The 20,099-nt window shown below is 65.8% G+C and carries 20 protein-coding genes; 3 read left to right on the top strand and 17 right to left on the bottom strand.

The window, feature by feature from the left end; all coding sequences use genetic code 11:
• Positions 1 to 8: 8 nt before the first annotated feature.
• Positions 9 to 359 (bottom strand): nitroreductase/quinone reductase family protein, encoded by a 351-nt coding sequence (locus tag AB0N05_RS07490; protein WP_364688663.1) that lies wholly within the window; start codon positions 357 to 359, stop codon positions 9 to 11.
• 362 nt (positions 360 to 721) lie between these two features.
• On the bottom strand, positions 722 to 1,057 hold the full coding sequence (locus tag AB0N05_RS07485) for a hypothetical protein (protein ID WP_364688660.1): 336 nt from the start codon (positions 1,055 to 1,057) through the stop codon (positions 722 to 724).
• Between the two features lie 272 nt (positions 1,058 to 1,329).
• On the opposite strand from AB0N05_RS07485, the gene AB0N05_RS07480 reads away from it, so the two are divergent.
• Positions 1,330 to 2,487 carry an acyl-CoA dehydrogenase family protein gene (locus AB0N05_RS07480; RefSeq protein ID WP_364688657.1) on the top strand — a complete coding sequence of 386 codons (1,158 nt, stop codon included), beginning with the start codon at positions 1,330 to 1,332 and terminating at the stop codon, positions 2,485 to 2,487.
• A gap of 56 nt (positions 2,488 to 2,543) precedes the next feature.
• Here AB0N05_RS07480 and AB0N05_RS07475 read toward each other — a convergent pair whose 3' ends face one another.
• Genes AB0N05_RS07475 through AB0N05_RS07465 form a run of 3 tightly spaced genes read right to left on the bottom strand, consistent with a single transcriptional unit; the run spans position 2,544 to position 5,946 of the window.
• A complete protein-coding gene (locus AB0N05_RS07475; RefSeq protein ID WP_364688654.1) occupies positions 2,544 to 3,851 on the bottom strand; it encodes an NAD(P)-binding protein in 1,308 nt (435 codons plus the stop codon).
• A 30-nt stretch (positions 3,852 to 3,881) separates the two neighbouring features.
• Positions 3,882 to 4,745 carry an SDR family NAD(P)-dependent oxidoreductase gene (locus AB0N05_RS07470; protein WP_364688651.1) on the bottom strand — a complete coding sequence of 288 codons (864 nt, stop codon included), beginning with the start codon at positions 4,743 to 4,745 and terminating at the stop codon, positions 3,882 to 3,884.
• A gap of 40 nt (positions 4,746 to 4,785) precedes the next feature.
• Positions 4,786 to 5,946 (bottom strand): acyl-CoA dehydrogenase family protein, encoded by a 1,161-nt coding sequence (locus tag AB0N05_RS07465; protein ID WP_364688648.1) that lies wholly within the window; start codon positions 5,944 to 5,946, stop codon positions 4,786 to 4,788.
• 136 nt (positions 5,947 to 6,082) lie between these two features.
• Between AB0N05_RS07465 and AB0N05_RS07460 the strand changes: the two genes are divergently transcribed.
• Together AB0N05_RS07460 and AB0N05_RS07455 are read left to right on the top strand one after the other, a co-directional pair.
• Positions 6,083 to 6,946: a hypothetical protein gene (locus tag AB0N05_RS07460; protein ID WP_364688645.1), complete on the top strand. Its 864-nt coding sequence runs from the start codon at positions 6,083 to 6,085 to the stop codon at positions 6,944 to 6,946.
• A gap of 115 nt (positions 6,947 to 7,061) precedes the next feature.
• Complete coding sequence (locus AB0N05_RS07455) at positions 7,062 to 8,561, top strand: DUF222 domain-containing protein (RefSeq protein ID WP_364688642.1); 1,500 nt, start codon at positions 7,062 to 7,064, stop codon at positions 8,559 to 8,561.
• A gap of 79 nt (positions 8,562 to 8,640) precedes the next feature.
• On the opposite strand, the gene AB0N05_RS07450 is transcribed toward AB0N05_RS07455, so the two are convergent.
• The 12 genes from AB0N05_RS07450 to AB0N05_RS07395 all read right to left on the bottom strand — a co-directional run bounded on the left by AB0N05_RS07450 (position 8,641) and on the right by AB0N05_RS07395 (position 20,058).
• A complete protein-coding gene (locus AB0N05_RS07450; RefSeq protein ID WP_364688639.1) occupies positions 8,641 to 9,834 on the bottom strand; it encodes an acetyl-CoA acetyltransferase in 1,194 nt (397 codons plus the stop codon).
• Complete coding sequence (locus AB0N05_RS07445; RefSeq protein ID WP_364688636.1) at positions 9,831 to 11,288, bottom strand: OB-fold domain-containing protein; 1,458 nt, start codon at positions 11,286 to 11,288, stop codon at positions 9,831 to 9,833. Before AB0N05_RS07445 ends, AB0N05_RS07450 begins: the two co-directional genes overlap by 4 nt.
• Positions 11,288 to 12,484 carry an acetyl-CoA C-acetyltransferase gene (locus AB0N05_RS07440; RefSeq protein ID WP_364689599.1) on the bottom strand — a complete coding sequence of 399 codons (1,197 nt, stop codon included), beginning with the start codon at positions 12,482 to 12,484 and terminating at the stop codon, positions 11,288 to 11,290. The genes AB0N05_RS07445 and AB0N05_RS07440 overlap by 1 nt, the downstream gene beginning before the upstream one ends.
• Positions 12,485 to 12,622: 138 nt before the next feature.
• Positions 12,623 to 13,873 carry an acetyl-CoA hydrolase/transferase C-terminal domain-containing protein gene (locus AB0N05_RS07435; RefSeq protein ID WP_364688633.1) on the bottom strand — a complete coding sequence of 417 codons (1,251 nt, stop codon included), beginning with the start codon at positions 13,871 to 13,873 and terminating at the stop codon, positions 12,623 to 12,625.
• A gap of 1 nt (position 13,874) precedes the next feature.
• Positions 13,875 to 14,081 carry a hypothetical protein gene (locus tag AB0N05_RS07430; protein WP_364689596.1) on the bottom strand — a complete coding sequence of 69 codons (207 nt, stop codon included), beginning with the start codon at positions 14,079 to 14,081 and terminating at the stop codon, positions 13,875 to 13,877.
• A gap of 10 nt (positions 14,082 to 14,091) precedes the next feature.
• Positions 14,092 to 14,577: an aromatic-ring-hydroxylating dioxygenase subunit beta gene (locus tag AB0N05_RS07425; protein WP_364688630.1), complete on the bottom strand. Its 486-nt coding sequence runs from the start codon at positions 14,575 to 14,577 to the stop codon at positions 14,092 to 14,094.
• Positions 14,574 to 15,827: an aromatic ring-hydroxylating dioxygenase subunit alpha gene (locus AB0N05_RS07420; protein WP_364689593.1), complete on the bottom strand. Its 1,254-nt coding sequence runs from the start codon at positions 15,825 to 15,827 to the stop codon at positions 14,574 to 14,576. Before AB0N05_RS07420 ends, AB0N05_RS07425 begins: the two co-directional genes overlap by 4 nt.
• Positions 15,828 to 15,853: 26 nt before the next feature.
• Positions 15,854 to 17,551: an AMP-binding protein gene (locus AB0N05_RS07415; RefSeq protein WP_364688627.1), complete on the bottom strand. Its 1,698-nt coding sequence runs from the start codon at positions 17,549 to 17,551 to the stop codon at positions 15,854 to 15,856.
• A gap of 5 nt (positions 17,552 to 17,556) precedes the next feature.
• On the bottom strand, positions 17,557 to 17,685 hold the full coding sequence (locus AB0N05_RS07410; protein ID WP_364688625.1) for a hypothetical protein: 129 nt from the start codon (positions 17,683 to 17,685) through the stop codon (positions 17,557 to 17,559).
• A gap of 14 nt (positions 17,686 to 17,699) precedes the next feature.
• Positions 17,700 to 18,482, bottom strand: coding sequence for an enoyl-CoA hydratase-related protein (locus AB0N05_RS07405; protein ID WP_364689590.1), 783 nt, complete (start codon positions 18,480 to 18,482; stop codon positions 17,700 to 17,702).
• Between the two features lie 17 nt (positions 18,483 to 18,499).
• Positions 18,500 to 19,291, bottom strand: coding sequence for an enoyl-CoA hydratase-related protein (locus AB0N05_RS07400; protein ID WP_364688622.1), 792 nt, complete (start codon positions 19,289 to 19,291; stop codon positions 18,500 to 18,502).
• Positions 19,291 to 20,058 (bottom strand): enoyl-CoA hydratase/isomerase family protein, encoded by a 768-nt coding sequence (locus AB0N05_RS07395; RefSeq protein WP_364688619.1) that lies wholly within the window; start codon positions 20,056 to 20,058, stop codon positions 19,291 to 19,293. Before AB0N05_RS07395 ends, AB0N05_RS07400 begins: the two co-directional genes overlap by 1 nt.
• Positions 20,059 to 20,099: the final 41 nt, after the last annotated feature.

Raw genomic sequence — 20,099 nt, 5'->3', positions numbered from 1 at the left:
CGATTAGGTCAGTTCGGCTCATCCAGGCGAACCTTGACGGTGACCCTTCCTCGATCATCCCGCCGAGCAGTGGCGTGGCCGGTCCGGTCAACTCCCCCGAACCGAATCGAAATAGCCCCACCCTCATCCAAAAAGTTCCGCCACCACGCCTTCTTATCCGGCATCGCAACCCCGATCAAAATGCCGTCCCCCGACCGCCGATAGTTGACCGGCGTACTGAAGCTCTTGCCGGACCGCCGCCCCGTATACGTGATCACCGCAAACCCCCGCCCCATAAGCCCCCCAAGCAAACTCGACTCCGTCAGAGCCACCACCCCCGCATTGAGCCCCCGCACAATCGTTCCCGCAAACCCAGCCATAACCCACATCCTCCAGCCGACGTACCAAGATCACTCCAACCCTAACGCCGAAGTACGATCCATGCGCTCGGCGCCATCGGCCGAGCGCTGAGTTCCTTCTGGGGGTATCGACCGGTCGACATGAGAGCATGGCCGACGGCAAACCCGCGATCACAGCCCGTCTGGCCTGGAGAACCGGATCGCAGCCGACCGCAAGAAGGCCGCGGCGGTCATGTGGGCCGAACGGCAGGCGGACATCTTGGCCGACCGGCTCGCCCAACGGCAAGTGGCGGTCGAATTCACTGACAGCTGAGTCGAATCGGCCCCAGGTCGGTGGCCTGGGGCTGATTCGGGTCCGAGATCGGGGGCCCGGGTAGCTCGATTTATCGGGGTGGCTCCCAGCAGGCCAGTGGGGGGCCTGGCGGGTAGAGGAGGGACCAGCCGATCAATGCGCCGATGCCCGCGCCGATCGCCGCGCCGGGGAGGGCGCTCAAGGTGCCGCCGATGAGGCCGCCGGCGAGTGCGCCGAGGATGGCGTTGCACTGGTGCATCGTCACGTCCGGGTCGGGGTCGGCGACGGGGGCGGGAGATTCAGATTCCTGGACGGTGATCCCCGATGGTTCCGGCCCGGTGGTCGTGTCCGCACCGGCCGTGCCTGCCGCGAGCACCGTGACTCCGATCGAGATCACTGCGGTGGCTATTAGCCGTTTGATTTTCATCGCGCCTTCTTCCCGTGCTGGTAGAAGCGGCTGTACGAATCAATTTCGGCAACTGGATAGCTCACACATGCGTACCAGGTCAGATCTGGTCTTTACGTCGTTTCGGAGATTTTGTAACCGCCAAGCTATTCGGCTGTGATCGGCGAGTCACCGGCACATTCGGCGCTCTGCGTGCTAAAGGAGTCCGCCACCGGCGCGTGAGATGGCCGGGTATCCTCGGTTCAGATTTTAATCTATATTAAAGTAAACAGATACGGCCCTGGAGGACAGCGATGTCAAGGCTTTCCGATGACGAGCAGATCGTCGTCAAGACCGTTCAGGAATTCGTCGACCGCGAGGTCCGGCCCGTCGCGCACGATCTCGAGAAGAACGACACCTACCCCGAGGCGCTCATCGAGCAGATGAAACAGCTCGGTATCTACGGCCTCGCCGTGCCCGAATCCTTTGGTGGATCACCGGTTTCGATGCCGTGCTACGTCGGTGTCACCGAGGAACTCGCCCGGGGCTGGATGAGTCTCGCGGGTGCGATGGGCGGGCATACCGTAGTCGCCAAGCTGATCCTCACCTTCGGAACCGAGGAGCAGCGGCAGCGCTACCTGCCCGCGATGGCGACCGGGGAGATCCGGGCGACCATGGCGCTGACCGAACCCGGCGGTGGATCCGACCTCCAAGCCATGACCACGGTGGCGCGCAAGGAGAGCGACGAGTACATCGTCTCCGGCGCGAAGACCTGGATCAGCAATGCGCGGCATTCGAAACTGATTGCGCTGCTGTGCAAGACCGATCCCAAGGCGGAACCCCGGCACGAAGGCGTCAGCATTCTGCTGATCGAGCACGGGCCCGGCCTCACCGTGTCGCGCGATCTGCCGAAGCTGGGTTACAAGGGTGTCGAGAGCTGCGAGCTGTCGTTCGACGGCTACCGCACACCCTCGGATTCGGTGCTCGGCGGCGTCGAGGGCAAGGGTTTCGCGCAGATGATGAAAGGCCTGGAAACCGGTCGCATCCAAGTCGCCTCGCGCGCACTCGGTGTCGCCCAGGCCGCATTCGACGACGCCCTCCGGTACGCCCAGGACCGGCAGTCGTTCGGCAAGCCGATCTGGAAGCATCAATCGATCGGCAACTACCTCGCGAATATGGCCACCAAGCTCACAGCCGCAAGGCAATTGGTGCTGCACGCGGCGGACCGCTTCGAGTCCGGTGAGCGCTGCGATATGGAGGCGGGGATGGCCAAGCTGTATGCCTCCGAGGTCGCCATGGAGATCGCGCTCGATGCCGTGCGCATCCACGGCGGCTACGGCTATTCCACCGAATACGACGTCGAGCGCTACTTCCGCGACGCGCCCCTGATGATCGTCGGCGAGGGAACCAACGAGATTCAGCGCAATGTGATCGTCAATCAGCTCATCAGCCGCGGCGGACTGTCCCGCTGACCAATTGCGAATCGCCCCTGGCCCGTTCGGACCAGGGGCGATTCGCACGAGAAAGGTCAGCGGCCGTCGGGCGGGTAAGCCTCGCGGATCTTGTCCACGACGATCTTCGCGGTCTCCGCGCAGGCGGTGGTGCCGCCATTGGCGTATTCCTTCACCGCGTCACCCACGTTCCACAGGTTCGTGATGGGGGTGTCGTGTGGCAGGTCGAAACCGGCCACAGCGCGCTGGGGCGGCCAGGCGTCCCGGGTGACGTTGATCGAGAGGATGCGGGCCTCATCGAAGCCCTCGACCTCATTGCGCAGATCTTGGAGCAGGAGTGCGGTTTCGGACTTCTCGTCGAAATCGCCGACCGCCGGTTTCGGTACCGCGGTGCCCTGGTAGAGGTACCAGCCCTCGGGGGACATTTCGGGGCACAGTTCGCTGAAATTCGCGATATAGCAGAGTCTTTGGGTCTGGGCGAAGCTGAGCAATCCCGGTGCCGCCACCAGTTTGCGCTGAGAGGCGAAGTTGACCGAGATCATGCCGCAGGGCTTATTCGCCTGATCCACACCGGTCACGTACTCGACGGGCAGGTGGTCGCGGCCGACGAGATCGAGGGTGGCGAAGGGGCCGATGTCACTCACGGTGAAACGGCTGGCGATCTCCACGGTTTCACCACCGCGTTCGATGACCGCGCCGCTGATCACACCGTCGGTGAGGGTCAGCGCCTTGACCTCGCTGTCGAGCCAGACTGCGCCGCCATTGTTTTCGATCACATCGGCGAGGGACTTCCATACCCCGATCGTGCCGTCCGGGCTGAATCCGAACTTCTTGAACGCGCTCTTGCGGGTGAAGTAGGTGAGGAAGACGCGGGCCGGAAGTTCCTCCGAGCCGACAGCGAACACCGACCCGCACATATTGCGGAAGATGCCATGTACGGATTCGTTTTTCGTGTACTTGGCGACCCAGTCGGCGGTGGACAGTTCGCCCTCCGGCAGGCCGCTGTCATTGCGCGCAGCACCGAGGCCCTGCACCAGTTTCGCGCCCTGGCGGGTGAGCTTGGACAGCAGGAATCCCCAACCGCCACCGGTGACGTCGACGTCCTTGCCACTGATGCGGTACAGGATCGGCGGCTCGGGGCGGCGGATATCGAACTTCGCGCCGACCTCGTCGAAGGTGTCCTCGGTGATGCCGCCGAGTTCGATCACGATGGCACCGTTATTGACCTTGAATCCATCGATATCGTCGGTCGAGGCCCGGCCGCCGACCTTGTCCAGCCGTTCGACCACCAGCGTCTTGTAGCCCAGATGCGATAGCCGCGCCGCGGCGAAGAGGCCGCCCGCGCCCGCACCGATAACCAGTGCATCCCAGGTGTTTTCGGTCATGTCAGTCCTCGCGTCCTTGATTTCTCGCCGTCAGCCGAGCGGATTTGCGCCGAGCTCCGCGCTCGACAGGTCGGTGATCCGGTCCCATTGCGCGGCAACCTCGTCGATGCTCGGTGGCGTCACGAAGACCGCGCCCTTGTTCTGGAACTGGGCAACCCGATACACGCGCCCGGCCCCGGCGACGACAACCGTTGCGGTGTCGGCGCATTCATCGCTCATCAGGTAGCCGACAACCCCGGCGACGTGAGCGGGCGGCATGGCGTCGAGCACTTCCTGCGGCGCGATGTCCGAGGTCATGCGGGTCGCGGCCAGCGGCGCAACGGCATTGGCGAGAATATTGTTCCTGGCCCCTTCGATGGCCAGGGTATTGATCATGCCGACCAGGCCGAGCTTGGCCGCACCGTAGTTGACCTGGCCGAAATTGCCGAAGATGCCGCTGGTGGAGGTGGCCACGACCACACGGCCGTGGTTCTGTTCGCGGAAGTACGGCCACGCGGCGCGGCTGACGAAGTACCCGCCCCACAGGTGCACGCGCTGCACCGATTCCCAGTTGTCGGCAGTCATCTTGGCAAAGGAGCCGTCCCGCAGAATTCCGGCATTGTTGACCACACCGTGCACCGTGCCGAACTCGTCGACCGCGGTCTTGATCAGGGCGGCCGCACCCTCTTCGGTCGCGATGCTGTCGTAGTTGGCGATGGCGATGCCACCCGCGTCGCGGATCTCCTGGACGACGGCGTCGGCCATCGAATGACCGGCCCCCGAGCCGTCGCGGGCCCCGCCGAGGTCGTTCACCACCACCAGTGCACCCTCGCGGGCCAGCAGCAGCGCGTATTCGCGGCCGAGTCCGCCACCGGCTCCCGTGACGACGATGACACGATCGGTAACTCCGGGCATTGTGTTGTCTCCCTTGATGAATCAGTAGGCCGCGGTCGAATCAGTACGAGGCGGGCAGACCCAGGCTGGTCTGAGCGACGAAGTTGAGCACCATCTCCCGACTGACCGGGGCGGTCTTGAGCAGGCGCGCGGAGAACCAGAGTTCGGCCAGGCCGTATTCCTTGGACAGACCGTTGCCGCCATGCGTCTGAATGGACTGGTCCAGCGCCTTCAGCGAGGCATCGGCGGCGGCGAGCTTGGCCATATTCGCCGCTTCGGCCGCAGGCTGACCCGCATCGAACAGCTCTGCCGCGCGGTAGGTGGCCAGGCGCGCCAACTCGACGGCGATATGAGCTTCGGCCAGCGGGTGCGAAATGCCTTGGTGCGCACCGATCGGCGTATTCCACACCTTCCGGTCGCGGGCATATTCGACCGCCTTCGCGATGGCGTAGCGGCCGATGCCGTTGCTGATACCCGCGGCGAGAATGCGTTCCGGATTGAGTCCCGCGAACACCTGCCGTAAACCATTGCCCGCCAACCCGATCAGCGCTTCTGGACCTACCCGGACCTGGTCCAGGAATACCGTGAACTGGCCGTCCGGTGAAACCACCGCCGTGGGTAGCGGTTGCAGAGTCAGGCCCGGGGAATCGGTGGGCACCACGAACATCGACAGCGGCGAGCGCGAAGTGCCGACGAATTCCTGGTCACGCGCCACGATCAACACGGCATCGGCTTCGTCGATCGCCGAGATGAAGTACTTGCCGCCGCTGATCACCCAGCCGTCGCCGTCGCGGCGCGCGGTGGTGCTCACATTGTGGCTATTGGAACCCGCATCCGGCTCGGTGAGGCCGAAGGCCATCTTCTTACTGCCGTCGGCAATGCCGGGCAGCCAGGCGGCCTGCATCTCTTCCGAACCGTGCTCGGCCAGGATCGACCCGCAGATCGCGGGCGAGATGACCGTCAGTAGCAAGGGAATGCCGTGCGCGGCAAGCTCTTCGACGACGATCAACAGCTCCGACATGCCCGCGCCGCCACCGCCGTGGGTCTCGGGTAGGTGCACGCCGAGCAGCCCGGCGCGGCCGAGTTCGGACCAAAGTTCGTCGACCTTCGCCTCCGCGCGCGAGCGCTCCAGAAAGTACCGCTGACCGTACTTGTCGGCAATCTTGCCCACGCTCTCGCGAAGCAGCTTGTGCTCGTCGGTGTCTACGACGTATGCGGACACGGGTGTGCTCACTTTCCGGTGAAGATCGGCTGCCGCTTTGCGAGGAAGCTTTCGATCAACCTCGCACCTCACTTTCGAATTTAATATAAATTAAGTAGATTGGCACGGTCAAGGTATCGAGCCACGATGGAGCGTGATGAGCGACTTGGAGAGCTACCTCGCGGGCTGGCGACCGGACCCCGTCGTCGAGTCCGACGAGATGTCCGCGGTCCCTGCCGCACGCTTCGCCGCGCTGCTGAACCAGCCGGAACCGCCCGGCGCGGGCAGCCCCCTCCCCCCGCTGTGGCACTGGTTCCACTTCCTGGACTGGCCCGCCCAGCATGTCCTGCACGCGGACGGCCATCCCGCGAATCATCGCTTCCTGCCGCCGATTCCGGACCGCCGCCGCATGTTCGCCGGTGGCCGCGTCGAGATCACCCGGCCCCTCGACATCGGCACACCGGCCCAGCGATCCTCACGAGTATCCGCGGCCACCGTGAAGCAGGGGCAATCCGGCGAACTGGCCTTCGTCACGGTCCGCAGCGAGTACCGGCAAGCCGATACCTTGCGACTGATCGAAGAGCAGGATCTCGTCTATCGCAGCGGTCCCGGCACGCCCCGCACGTACACCGCTCCACCGGATTCGCAACCAGCAACGGCAGCATGGCAATTCGAGCCGCACTTCTCGCCGACGCTGCTGTTCCGCTTCAGCGCGCTCACCGCCAACGCGCACCGAATCCACTACGACGAGCCGTATACCCGTGAGATCGAGGGCTATCCAGCGCTCGTCGTCCATGGACCGCTGCTGACCCTGCTGCTACTCGAGCTGCTGCGCGAACACCAGCCGGGCCGACAGGTCGAGGCGGTGACATACCGGCTCCAGCATCCGGTCTTCCTCACCGACCGAGTGCTGATCACCGGCGACACCACAGGCCCCGACACCGCCACCCTGGCCGCCGTCACACCAGGCGGCACTCGCAATGCCATTGCCACCGTGCGGTTCGCGACAGACCGCCCCTGATCTTGCCCCGCGCGGAGAGCGCCGTCGAATTGCGACTTACCGGATGTTCTGAATATCCGCAGTTCACAATGCATTTCGGGTTACACAGGCGGACTGCGGGCTATAGAATTAGCACATGCGTTCGAACAGTGGGCCGTTCATCACAATGGAGACCAGACAACTGGCCGCCACGGTGACCGAGCTGCTCGACGCACCCCTTGCCCCGCTCTCCGATGATGAGGTCATCGAGGTGATGCGTGAGGTCGAAAGCAGCACACGACAGTTGGCGGCGGTTTTTCACCGGCTGATCGTGGCCGTCGTGGAACGCTCCATCCCTGCCCGCGCGGGGGCGAAGGATGCGGTGCGGTTCCTGGAGGAGGCCTTGCGCCTGGCTCATGGAGACGCCTATGCGCGGGTGAAGGCCGCGAAACTGCTGGGTGTGTGGCACGACATGAGCGGGAACGATCTCGAACCGCCATTGCCCCGGACCGCGCAAGGGCAACGGAACGGGGAGATTTCGGTCGAGCACGCCCGCGCGATCGCGAAGGTCATGGACGACCTCCCGCACGGTGTGCCGATGAAGGCTCGCGAGCAGGCCGAACACCTCCTGGCCGAGCACGCATGTGGCGGTTCTCCTGATGATCTGCCCAGGATCCGTGAGCAACTGGTGGCGCATCTGGACCCCGACGGGACACTGACCGATGACATCGACCGTCAGCGCAGGCGTGGGGTGACGATCAGCCGCCAGGGCGTGGATGGCATGTCCGCGATCACGGGCGCGCTCACCCCGACCCTGCGGGCCCTGTTCGATCCAATACTCGCCAAGCTCGCGCGGCCTGGCATGTGCAACCCCGCCGACCCCGAAAGCCCATGGGCAGCTGACGATTCAGTGATCCGCGAGGTGGTAGACGCGGCCGCCGCACGCGATACCCGCACCCCCGCACAACGCAATCACGATGCGCTGCTGGCATTTCTGCGTCCCGAACTCGGCCCCGCCAAACTCGGTTCCCATCGTGGCCTGCCGGTCGCGGTGATCTTCACAATGAGCGTCACCGAGCTGGAGCAGGCCGCTGGAGTGGTGACCACGGCGTCCGGTGGAACAGTGCCGATTCCGGAGGCATTGAAGCTGGCGGAGCACGCCCGCCCATTCCTCGCACTGTTCGACCATGCGGGAATGCCCCTGCACCTCGGCCGCTCTCACCGATTGGCGAGCCCCGCGCAACGCCTGGCACTGATCGCCGCCGAACGTGGCTGCACTCGTCCCGGGTGTAATGCACCAGCGACTTTGGCTGCGGTGCATCACATCACCGAGTACGCCAAGGGCGGAAATACCGACATCTCGAATTTGACCTTGGCATGTGATCACTGCCATGCCCTGGTGCACGACGGCCCCGGCGGCTGGAAGACCGTTGTCCTCGGAAATGACTCGGAGTTCCCGGGCCGGACCGGGTGGATCGCGCCGCCGCATATCGATCCGAGGGGGACACCGCGGGTCAACAACCGTCACCATCCCGGAGAGTTACTGGCGCAGGCCCGGTCACGGATCCGTGCCCGCGATGAGCATGAGGCGCAACGGCATCAGGAGTGGCTCGCGAAACGAGCCACCGCCTCCGGCTCCGCCACCGCACACCCGTGAATGTCACTGCCCGTGACGCCGACGACCCACACCGTCGGCGTCACAGGGATGCGCTTCTCCACCCACGGCAGGCTCGTAATCAATCTAGTTCGCGGCCGACTACCGCGACGAAGGATACGCATGCGCCGGGGCGGCCACCCAGGTTGTGGGTGAGCGCTGTGTGCGGGTCGGAGAGCTGACGTTGCCCGGCCTCGCCTCGGAATTGGAGCCAGCACTCGTAGAGCATGCGGAGTCCGCTGGCTCCTACCGGGTGGCCGAAGGATTTCAGCCCGCCGTCCGGGTTGATGGGTAGGCGGCCGGTGAGGTCGAAATCGCCTGCGAGGCTGTCTTTCCAGGCGTGGCCGCGGGGGGTGAAGCCGAGGTCTTCCATCAGGATCAGTTCGGTGGGGGTGAAGCAGTCGTGGACTTCGGCGAAGGAGAGTTCCGTGCGGGGGTCGGTGATGCCCGCTTGGGCGTAGGCGTCTGTGGCGGAGGCGACCACTTCGGGGAAGGTGGTGTAGTCGTAGGCCGGATCGACTGCACCGAGACCTGCGCCGGCGGTGAGGGACAGGCCCTTTACGTAGAGCGGGGTGTCGGTGTAGTTCAGTGCATCTTCCGCGCGGACGAGCATCGCGCATGCGGCGCCGTCGGAGACGCCTGAGCAGTCGAAGACGCCGAGTCGGCCCGCGACCAGTGGGGCATTGGCGATCTTCCCCTTGGCGACTTCGGAGCGGAACTGTGCCTTGGGGTTTCGGGCACCGTTGTAGTGGTTCTTCCAGGCGACATGTGTCATGGCGTCCCGCATCGCGGCGGGATCTACTCCGTAATTCGCGCAATAGGCGGGGTCGAGCAGGGAGAAGGCGGCGGGGGCCGTGAGGGACAGTTCCGACGCGGTGCCGTCGCTGGGTGGGTCGCCGCGCAGGAGACCGGAGAAGCCCGAGTCCTTCAGTTTCTCGACACCGATCGCGACCACCCGGTCGTACGCTCCGGATGCCACGGCATAACAGGCATTGCGGAAAGCATCGGAGCCACTGGCGCAATAGTTTTCGACACGGGTGACAGGGATGTTGGCGAGACCGAGCGGCTTGCTGACCGTGAGACCGCTCTGGCCGGTGCCGAGTGTGCCGAGCCAGTAGGCGTCGATGTCGGTGCGGTCCAGGTTCGGGTTCGTGTCGAAGCAGTCGGCCATGGCGTCCACGAGCAGATCGTCCGCGGAGCTGTCCCAGCGTTCCCCGAATCGGGTACAGCCCATGCCGACAATGGCGACCTTGTCCCGGATTCCATTGCTGCTCATATCAATCGCGCTTTCCAGAAGTAGTTGTGCACTCCCCCGGCACTGTGCAGGCGGCGAAAGGTGGTTTCCACTCGCGATCCGACGGCCAGCCGGTCGGCGGCACCGTCTGCGACTTCGAGGGTGTAGCGCCCGCCACCCGCGAAGTCGACCACCGCCTCTACTACCGGGGGTGCCAGTGAGAACGCCAGGCGGTCTACGGTGAAAGTGGCGACGGTTGCTTGCCGGTGCGCCATGGACACATCCGTCATCGAATCACGAGAACCACAGCGCTTACAGACCCGAGCGGGTGGTAGATGCACCAGCCTGCAAGCCGTACAACGACTTCCGGTGAAGGAGAACTTCCAGCGAGCGGCGCGCGCCGACGGCGGTGCGGCCACACGATCGGGTTCCGGCCGCCGTGGCGGTTCCCGGTCGAGGATTCCGCGCCAGCCGAGATAGGTCGCATACGACACCGGATGTCCGGCCGCGAGCTGCGCGCTGACCGGAATCGACTGTCTGCCTTCCACAATGCGGTCGGTCGTGCGCAGGACGAATGCATCGCACCCGTCCGCGGCCGACATCACGAACACCGTCTCCCCCGGCTCCGCGATATCCAGGACCGCCGCCAGCGCGACACCTACATCGGCAGCTCCTGCATGACCGATGACGGAAGTCCTGGTGCTGAGCTTGCCGGTCACCTGATGAGCCGCGCGCTTTGCCACGGCCGAATTCGGTGAAATCAGCACAACATGATCGGCCTCCGCGATCCCGGCCTGCGCCAATGCCGCAGCGACGGCCCGATCGATCAGCGGCTGGTACTGCTCGACGCCGAAACGCTCCTCCCACTGGCTGCCGGTCACCGACGCCGGATCCCGCCAGCGATCCAGAAACTCTGCCGTGCAACTCGATTCGGCAATAATCTCGGCAATCGGATCGCCGCCGAACAGAAACGCCGCCGCACCATCCCCGCCGCCACGCTCATCCGCCGAGCCTGGGCGGCCCACGCGCACGTCAGCCAGTATCGCGAGCCCACTCGAACGAGCGGCCGCGCGTAATGCGGCGATGCCGCTGCGGGCCGAACCTGCCAGGTCCGCGACGAAGACGGACTCGGGGAGGTCCAATGCGGCATGGATTGCTGTCGCATTGGTTTTGTCCGCATAGGCCGGACTGGTGGTTGCGAAGTACACGGCGCTCGGATGACGTCGGGCGGACGGGGGTAGCTTCGCGCCGTCGATAGGAACGGTCGGGTCCGGATGCGGAGGTGTGCCTGAGGGCTCGCTGCCGCTGACGGCCAGTGCGCGGGCTGCCGCCACGACGCCCATGGTTGTGCTGTCCTCGTCGAAGGACGCGACGACTCGAGTGCCCTTGCCTGCGTTGGTTCCCAGAGTGGCACCGATCTCGGCTAGCGACAGCCGGTGTGCGGGCAGGTAGGTGCCGTAGGCGGCGATGCCGTATCCCGTCGCGGCGGTGCCCATCAGGGGGCCTCGAACAGGGCGGCCATGCCTTGGCCGCCGCCGATGCACATGGATTCGAGGGCGTAATGGCCTCCGCGCCTGCGTAGTTCGTGCAGCATGGTGGTAAGGATGCGGACTCCGGTCGCGCCGATGGGGTGGCCGAGGGAGATGCCGGAGCCGTTCACATTCAGGCGGTCGGCGTCGTCCAGGCCCCAGCCCTTCATGACGGCGAGTACCTGGACCGCGAAGGCTTCGTTGAGTTCGATCAGGTCGATATCGTCGAAGCGGTGGCCGGTGCGCGCGAAGAGGCGCTGCACGGCGGGCACCGGGCCGATCCCCATTTCCGATGGTTCGCATCCGGCGGCGGCCCAGCCGACCAGATACCCGAGGGGCTCGAGGCCGAGTTCGTTCAGCTTGTCCTCGGCGACTACCAGGCAGGCTGCGGCGGCATCGTTCTGCTGGCTCGAATTGCCGGCGGTGACAGTGCCGCCGGGCATGATCATGCGCAAACCGGCGAGCGTCTCCACCGTCGTATCCGGGCGTATCCCTTCGTCCTTCGCGAATTCGATCGGTGCGCCCTTGCGCTGTGGCACCTCCACCGGGATCACCTCGTCGTCGAAGCGGCCCGATTCCCAGGCCGCAGCGGCTCGCTGATGGCTCCGGACCGCGAACTCATCTGCCGCCGACCGGCTGATGCCGTAACGCACCGCCAGGTTCTCGGCGGTCTCGATCATGCCGCTGATCTTTCCGAAGCGGCCTTCGGGCTGTGATCGCTCCCGGCCCCGGTCCAGCCGGTCGTAGAACGCGACATTGCCCGCGCGGGCACCCCAGCGCATGTCCTGCGTGTAGTACTCGATATTGCTCATGCTCTCGACGCCGCCCGCGAGCACCACGTCGGCCGCGCCGGTCTGCACCATCATGGCCGCCGTGACGACCGCCTGAAGTCCGCCGCCGCAGCGACGGTCGGTCTGGAAACCGGGCACCGCTACCGGGAGTCCGGCCCGCAATGCTGCCCACCGGCCGATGCAGGGTGCCTCAGAGTTGGTGTAGGACTGAGCGAACGAGACGTCGTCGATGCGGGCGGGGTCGATGCCGGAGCGGTCCACCACCGCTTTGATGACCAAGGCGGCCAGTTCCTCGGCGGGCACCGGGCGCAGGGTGCCGCCGAAGGTTCCCACCGGGGTGCGCAGCGGGCTGACGATTGCCGCTCTTCTCAACATTGAAACTCCTTGTACCGCACGGCTGCTCGATGACTATGACGCGGCGGGTAGCAGAATCGGCTCGCGTTCAGCATGGGAACTCGGTGGCTTGAAAGGCACTCGATGACCGTGGTGCGGCCGCGAACATCCGCATGCTCAGCATTGCCACTCACTCCCCCGCAGGGCCTCTCGGTGGTCGGGGTGCGTGATCGCGAGCATGGCCTCTCGGCGTTCGGGCAGGGTCAGCCCGCGCAGGTCGGCGTGGCCGAATTCGGTGACGATCACGCCCGCATCGCTGCGCGCGGTGCTCACCGGCCCGGACAGCCGCGCGACGATGCGGCTGCGCGCCCCGGCCGTCGCGGGCAGGGCGATGATCGGAATGCCGCCCGCCGAACGTGCCGCCCCGCGCAGGAACTCCGCGCCGCCGCCGACCGCGCCTACATACCGGCCGCCCGCGACCTCCGCATTCACCTGGCCGCTCAGATCGACCTCGATCGCGGAGTTGACGGCCACCAACCGGTGTTGCGCCGCCAGCCTTTCCGGGTCGTGGGTGTAGCCGATCGGCCGCAGCGATACGGCCGGATTTCGGTGCGCGTGATCGAACAATCGTTGCGAGCCGATCAACACCGCGGCCACCGACACACCTCGATCGGTGGTCTTGCGCGTATTGGTCACCACGCCCTTGTCGATGAGCTCGACGGCGGCGTCGGTGAGGATCCCGGAGTGGATGCCCAGATCGCGGTGGCTGCCGAGCGCCCCGAGGACGGCCTCGGGAACGGAGCCGATCCCGAACTGAAGAGTGGCCCCATCGGGAATCAGGTGCGCGACATGCCCGCCGATCGCCGTCAGGTCCGGGGTTGCCGGGGGCGTGAGACTCTGTGCCACCGGCCGCGAGGTGTGCACTGCGATATCGATGTCGTGCTCGGTGAGATACCGCGACCCGGGAGTGGCCGGTGCTCGAGCATTGACCTCGGCGATGACGATGCGCGCGGAATCGATTGCCGCGCTGAGATAGTCGTCGGCCAATGCCAGGCTGTAGCGGCCCTGCTCGTCCGGTGGCGCGCAGTGCACCAGCACCACATTCGCGCGCGACACGAAAGCGGGCAAGGTCGAATAGTGCCCGGGGTACACCTCGAGCACACCCGCAGCCGCGAGCGCACGATTGTTGCCGGACCCGCAGTAGCTGATGAACCGGATATGGTCCGCGTGGTCGGGTCGCACGGTGTCGGCCACCGGAATGCCGAGGAAGCAGGTAATCCCGCCGAGTCCTGCCCGCTGTGCGAGGAGGCGCTCCGTCAGCGGCACCGGTTCCGCACACGCCTGACCCCACACCACGAAGTCGCCGGCGCGGATGAAGTCCCGGAAGTCGATGTCCTCGAGGGTCACCCGATCGATCCGTTCCGCCATATCAGTCCTCGCGCCAGCGGTCCGCCGAAGGATCCAGTAGCTGTTGCAGATGCCCCTCCGGAAGCCACACGATGGTTTCCAATTCCAAGGCATCCAGATAGCGGATCCGCCCGGACTTCAGATCCGTCAACCGCAGTCGCGGTCCATTGCCCTCGTGGTCGATATCGACTCGTACAGAGGCGAATTCACTGCTGACGACCTCCTCCATCGCGGTCACGTCAGATCAGGAATCCGAGGGTGGGGATGGCCTCGGCATTGTTCACCAGCAGGACCGTCTTGGCGGCCAGTTTGATCTCGTTGTCCACCTCGCGCAGCCGGTAGAGGTAGCGGCCCGCCCAGGTGACCAATCCGCGCGGCTTCGATTCCAGCAGTACGAAGTTCGCGCCGACGAGGGTGTCGCCGTCCTCGACACCGAGCAGTTCGACATTGGAGATGGTGCGGCGCAGGTTCGACGGTGGCGATTGCGCATAGCGTTTCCCGGTGCGCAGCTGTGCCAGCCGGGTGGCGATGCGCCGCCGATTGTCGTACATCACCGACACCTTGTGTTCGGGATCGGTCAGCGAACCCGCCACCGGCACCCAGTACAGCGCGTCATCGGTCCACAGCGCTTCCCACGCGTCGTAGTCGTGCTCGTCGGCGAAGCGCGCCTCGCGGAACAGGAACTCCTCCACCGCGCGAATCTCCAGCAGCGCAGTCGATGTCATCGCTTCTCCATCAGGCTCTTGTAGTGCTCCCAGAACGCTCGCATCGCGGTCTCGTCGGTCGCGCCCCCGACGCGGAAGCCGTCGGCGTCGTCGTATTCGCGGTGCACGCCGCGGCTGATGTCGAGCCACTCGGGCAGTAATTGCTCGACACCGCTCTGATTGCGCTCATACATTTCGGTGTCGTCGGCCAGCAGCATGCCCGCCGGGCCGACCGATCCGATCGACTGCGACAGCATCCGCTTGTTCAATTCCGGTGCGCCGTCCAGCTGTACGGCGGTTGAGAACTGGATGCATTCCCGCTCGGAGATCGGCTGGATATTGAACACCTGAATCTCGGCGATGAACAGGTTCGGGAAGATCATGACGTGCGGTGCGCCCTCGATCAGGATCTCTTCCGCTGCGCCACCGTGCTTTTCGCGCATCCTCGCGACATACTCCGGCACTCGGTCGGCGGTGGTGCCGAACCAGCGCATCGGCTCGGCGAATTTGCGGAACTCCGGGCGCAGATCGTTCTCGCTGTGCCCATTGCCGAGGGCCCGGGTCACCGCGGTGGAGTTGTCGCTGTAGAGCGGGCCGATGGTGGAACCGGTCACCGCGAAGATCGAGCTGTGCACGAATTGCGGGTGATAGCCATCGGTTTCGTTCTCCGCCAGGAGCTTCCAGTTGGCGTGCGTGCGGTGTGCGAGCCAGCCCGCGTCGAGCGAGACCTTGCCTACCGGCGAGAGTCGCGCCAGGCGGTCGAGCTCGCCCGCCGCCGCGCCGAGGTGCTCGGCCAGCGGTGGGACATCCGGGTTGAAGCTGCCGAAGAGGAACCCGTGATAGGACTCGACCTTAGGCACGGAACCCAATTTCAAATCCAGGGTGCCCCTCCCGCCGTACCCCTTGTTGTACGGATAGCCCAGCAGCTCACCGGTATTCCGGTAGGTCCAGCCGTGATACGGGCAGCGGAACGAGCTCGCATTGCCACTCGGCGCGTCGCACACCAGATTGCCGCGATGCGCGCAGCGGTTCACCAGCAGATGCACCTCGCCCGTGCGGTCGCGGGTCATGATGATGTCCTGCGGGCCGATCTTCTTGCGGACATAATCGCCCGATTGCGGCACCTCACTGGTGTGGCCGACGAAAACCCAGCCGCCGTACCAGATCCGCTCCAGTTCGTCGGCGAATACGGCGGGGTCGGTGTAGAGCGAGCCGTGTACCCGCTCCGGTTGGATGAGCGCCGAATAGTCGACTCCGGGTGCGGCTGCCATCCCGGCCGATAGGTCTGCCGCGACCGTCATACCTGCTCCAATCTCTGCTTCACCTGGGCGATAAGTCGGTACTTCTGGACCTTGCCGGTCGGCGTCGCCGGGAGTTCCGAAGCCTCCAGGAAGACAACATGTTTGGGAACCTTGAACCGGGCCAGGTGTTGTTTGCACAGGGCGATCACGGCGTCGGCGTCGATCGTGCTGCCGGGTGAGCGCACGATGCACGCGCAACCGACCTCACCCCAGCGCTCATCAGGAATGCCGACGGCATAGGCCTGGCTGATCTCGGGTTGCGCGGTGAGCAGCTCCTCGATCTCCTTGGGCATCACCAGTTCACCGCCGCTCTTGTAGAGCTCCTTGCTGCGACCGGTGATTTCCAGGTAGCCGTCGGGACGGACCCGGCCGAGGTCGCCGGAGTACACCCAGCCGTCGCGCAGGCCGCGCGCGGTCTCCTCGGGCTTGTCCCAGAAGCCGAGCATGCTGGTCGGGCCGCGGGAAACCAGTTCGCCCTCTTCGCCATCGGCGTGCGACTCACCGGTCAGCGGGTCGACGGTGCGATAGGCCACCAGCGCGCCGTCCGGGAGCCCGGCCACCCCGGCCGTTTTCGGCTTGCCGACCGTGGTCGCGGTGAGTTCGAACGAATCCTCGGGCCGGGTCAGCGTCATGGCACCACCGCATTCGGTCATGCCGTAACCGGTGACGATCTCGGTGGCACCGAGCTCATTGCGCACTCGCTCCCACAGCCATACCGGCGCGGGCGCGGCCCCGGACAGCACCGCCGTCAGCGAGGACAGGTCGTACCGGTGCCGGTCGGGGTGTTCGAGCAGGGCGACAGTCATCGTCGGCACGCACAGGATGTCATCGGCTCGATGCCGTTGGATTCCGGCGAGGTAGTTCCCCGGATCGAAGGCGGGCTGCATGATCACGGCACCGCCCACCATCGTCGCCGCGATCAGGCCCTCGACGTAGCCGAACATGTGATAGCAGGGCAGCGAGAACAGGATTCGCCTGCCGTCACCGAAGGCGCGGGTGAGCGCGGACGCGTAGCCGGTGCGCAGGACGGCGTCGTGGGTGATCAAGACGCCCTTGGGTGATCCGGTGGTGCCGGAGGTGTAGAGAATGTCACCCACTCCGGCCGGATCGGGCGAGATGCCCTCGGCAGCACCCTTGTTCGCGACGCCGAGCGCATCGAGCTCGGCCAGGGTCCGCACGCCCGCGCGCACGGAATCCGCGGTCGGCACCTGGATCACCGTGCGCAGCAATGGCAGTGCCGCGGTCGACCCGGACTCCCAGCCGGGCGCGACGGCATCGAGCATGCCGAGGTAGTCGAGACCGGCGAATCCCGTCATCGTGATCAGCACCCGGGCCTTCGATTGCGCCAGCACGTAGGCCAATTCGTCGGTGCGGTAGAGGTAATTCAGCGGTATCGCCACCGCACCGGCGAGGGCGACGGCGAACTTCACCGGGACGAACTCGGGGTAGTTGGCCATCAGAATGCCTACGTGGTCCCCGGGCCGGACGCCCAGCGCGACCAGTCCGTCGGACAGCCGCGCGGCCCAGTCCGCGGTCTCGCGGTAGGTGAGGGTTCGATCGTCGGTGATGACGAGCGGGCGGTAACCGTACTCGGCGGCGCACACCCCGAGCCAGTCGCCCAGAGCTACGGGACGCCAACTGGAGAACCGCTCCGACAGCAGCTTCCGGCGAGTATCGAGATCACTGATGGTCATGTCGCTCAACCGATCTCGTCCACGGAGCGATCCAGGTCGGCCAGCAAGGACCCGACGGTGCGCTCCGATAGCGGCACGCTGTCGTCGCACGCCCAGTCGGACTCGGTGAGGTTGCGTTCTGCCACAAATGTCATGGGCGAGCTTCCATCTACTTACCGCGCTGTGATGTAGAACCGAACGCGGGAGTTCTCTTCTCATGGAACGCCGAGACACCCTCGGCGAAGTCTTCGGTGCCGAACAACCGGACCTGCGCGTCGACCTCGTGCTCCAGCACCGCCAGGGGGTCACTCGGCCAGCGGGCCAGCAGCGATTTCAGGGCGGCGACCGCGAGCGGCGGGGCGGCGGCGATGCGTTCGGCATCGGCGAGCGCGTGTTCCAGCGCCGTACCCGGTGCGACCGCCACATCGGCCAGTCCGAGTGCGGCGGCTTCGGTTCCGGACAACCGAGTCGGAAGCAGCATCAACTGCCGGGCCTTCGCCGGTCCGACCCGGGCCGGTAGTGAGGCGAATATCCCCATGTCTCCGGCCAATCCGACGCCGGTGAAGGCGGTGCTGAAGATCGCGTCGGCCGCGGCGACTATGCGGTCGCAGGCCAATGCCAAGGAGGTTCCGGCACCGAATGCCGCGCCTTCCACGGCCGCGATCACCGGTGTTCCGCCCTGCCAGATCGCCCGGATGACCCGCTGTGCCGCCTGGGCGCGGGGACGCGCTTCCACCTCGTCCATGCGGCGCATCGTCGAAATATCCCCGCCCGCACAGAATCCCGCGCCCGCACCGGTCAGCACGATCGCTCGCACCTGTGGATCAGCCATGGCCTCTTCGAGCCGCTCGGCGAGTGCCACACGCAAGGGGATGTCGATGGCATTGCGTCGCTCCGGCCGATTGAGCGTGATGATCCGGGTCGCGCCCTTATCCTCGGTGAGTACGGGCATCTCGTTGTCGGACACCGTCATTCACCTCGAAACTTCGGGTCACGCCGCTCGATGACGGCGGCCAGGCCCTCTCGGGAGTCGGCGGAGCCGGACAGTTCCGAGACGGTGCGGGCTTCTTCCGGCAGCCGGTCGGCCAGCGAGGCTCCGATTCCGCCCCACAGTAGGCGCTTCGTGGCGGCGATCGCCTTCGGCGCGGTGCCGGTGAACTGCCGGGCGTAGGCCAATGCTTCCGTGCCGAGTTCTTGCGCCGGAACAACTTTCGTCAGCAACCCGATCTCGAGCGCCTCTTCGGCGTCGAGCACCGGGTTGGTGAGCAGGATGTGCATGGCCCGGCGCAGCCCGACCAGCTGGGTGAGCGTCACCGAGACGCCGCCGTCCGGTGCCATGCCGACCCTCACCGCACCCGACATGAATTTCGCAGTATCAGCGGCAATGACGAAGTCCGAGGCACACACCAGTCCGAATCCGCCCCCACCGGCGGCGAATCCGTGCACGGCGGCGATCACCGGAACGTTCAGCTGGGTGAGCGCAGCCACCGCGATCTGCAACCAGGCCGTGGCCTCGCGCAGATAGTCCGGCAGCTCTTCCCCTTTGGAGGCGAACACCTTGATATTGCCGCCCGCACAGAAGTTCTTCCCGGCCCCGGACAGCACCACGGCCCGCACGCGGGGATCGCCGTGCACACGCAGGATGCCCTCGTGCAGCGCTCGAAGAAACGGCACGTCCATGCCGTTGGACGTCTCGGGACTGTTCAGCAGCAGGCGGGCGATGCCGTCGCCGTCCACGTCCAGCCGGACCAGATCGGACATTATTTGCTCCCGTGATCGGTGGTGAAGGCGGCGATTCCCGCACCCGTCGTGGCACCGGACAGGTGGTCGAGCACGGCCTCGAATTCCAGGTCCAGACCCTGGACAAGCGGTAGGCGCTGACCGGCGTGCACGAGCTGCTTGATTTTCGCCAGCGCGGCACGGTCCTTGGCGGCCAGTCGGCGTGCGAAATCCGCTACACCGGTGTCGAATTCGACCGCCGCGAACTTGCGGTAGGCCAGACCCCAGGACACCGCCTCGTCGGCCGAGAGCCGGTCGCCGGTGAGGATGTGCGCCAGTGCCCGCTGCCTGCCGACCAGGCGCGGTAGGCGTTGACTGCCCCCGCCACCGGGAATCTGACCGAAGCGCGAATGCGTGTCCGCGACCACCGCGCTTTCGTGGATCAGCACAATATCGGCGGCCTGCATGAGTTCGAACCCACCGGCCATGGCGTACCCCTCGACCGCGCAGATCACCGGCACCGGCAGTGTCGCGATGACATCGCAGGCGGCGCGGAAGTTCGCGAACAGCGGTGCCATGGCAGCCCGGCCCTGTGCTCGCAGCGATTCCAGCTCGCGGAAATCACCACCGGCACAGAAGTTTCCGCCGCTCCCCCGAATCACGATGACATCGGCCCGCTCGGCCGCGGCCCTCAACGCATCGTGCAGTCGCGCGCCCAGCTCCACCGAAATGGCGTTCATCTGGTCGGGCCGATTGAGCGTGATCGTCGCAATATTCTCGGCGATGGCGGATAGCACCACCTCACTCATGACGGCACCTCGCCGGTACTCGGCTCCCGCGTGCGCGCGGC

It is taken from the genome of Nocardia sp. NPDC051030 (assembly GCF_040683015.1).
Classification (GTDB): Bacteria; Actinomycetota; Actinomycetes; order Mycobacteriales; family Mycobacteriaceae; genus Nocardia.
The sequence above is the reverse complement of the archived record's forward strand: the minus strand, read 5'-3'. Positions and strand labels throughout refer to the sequence as shown.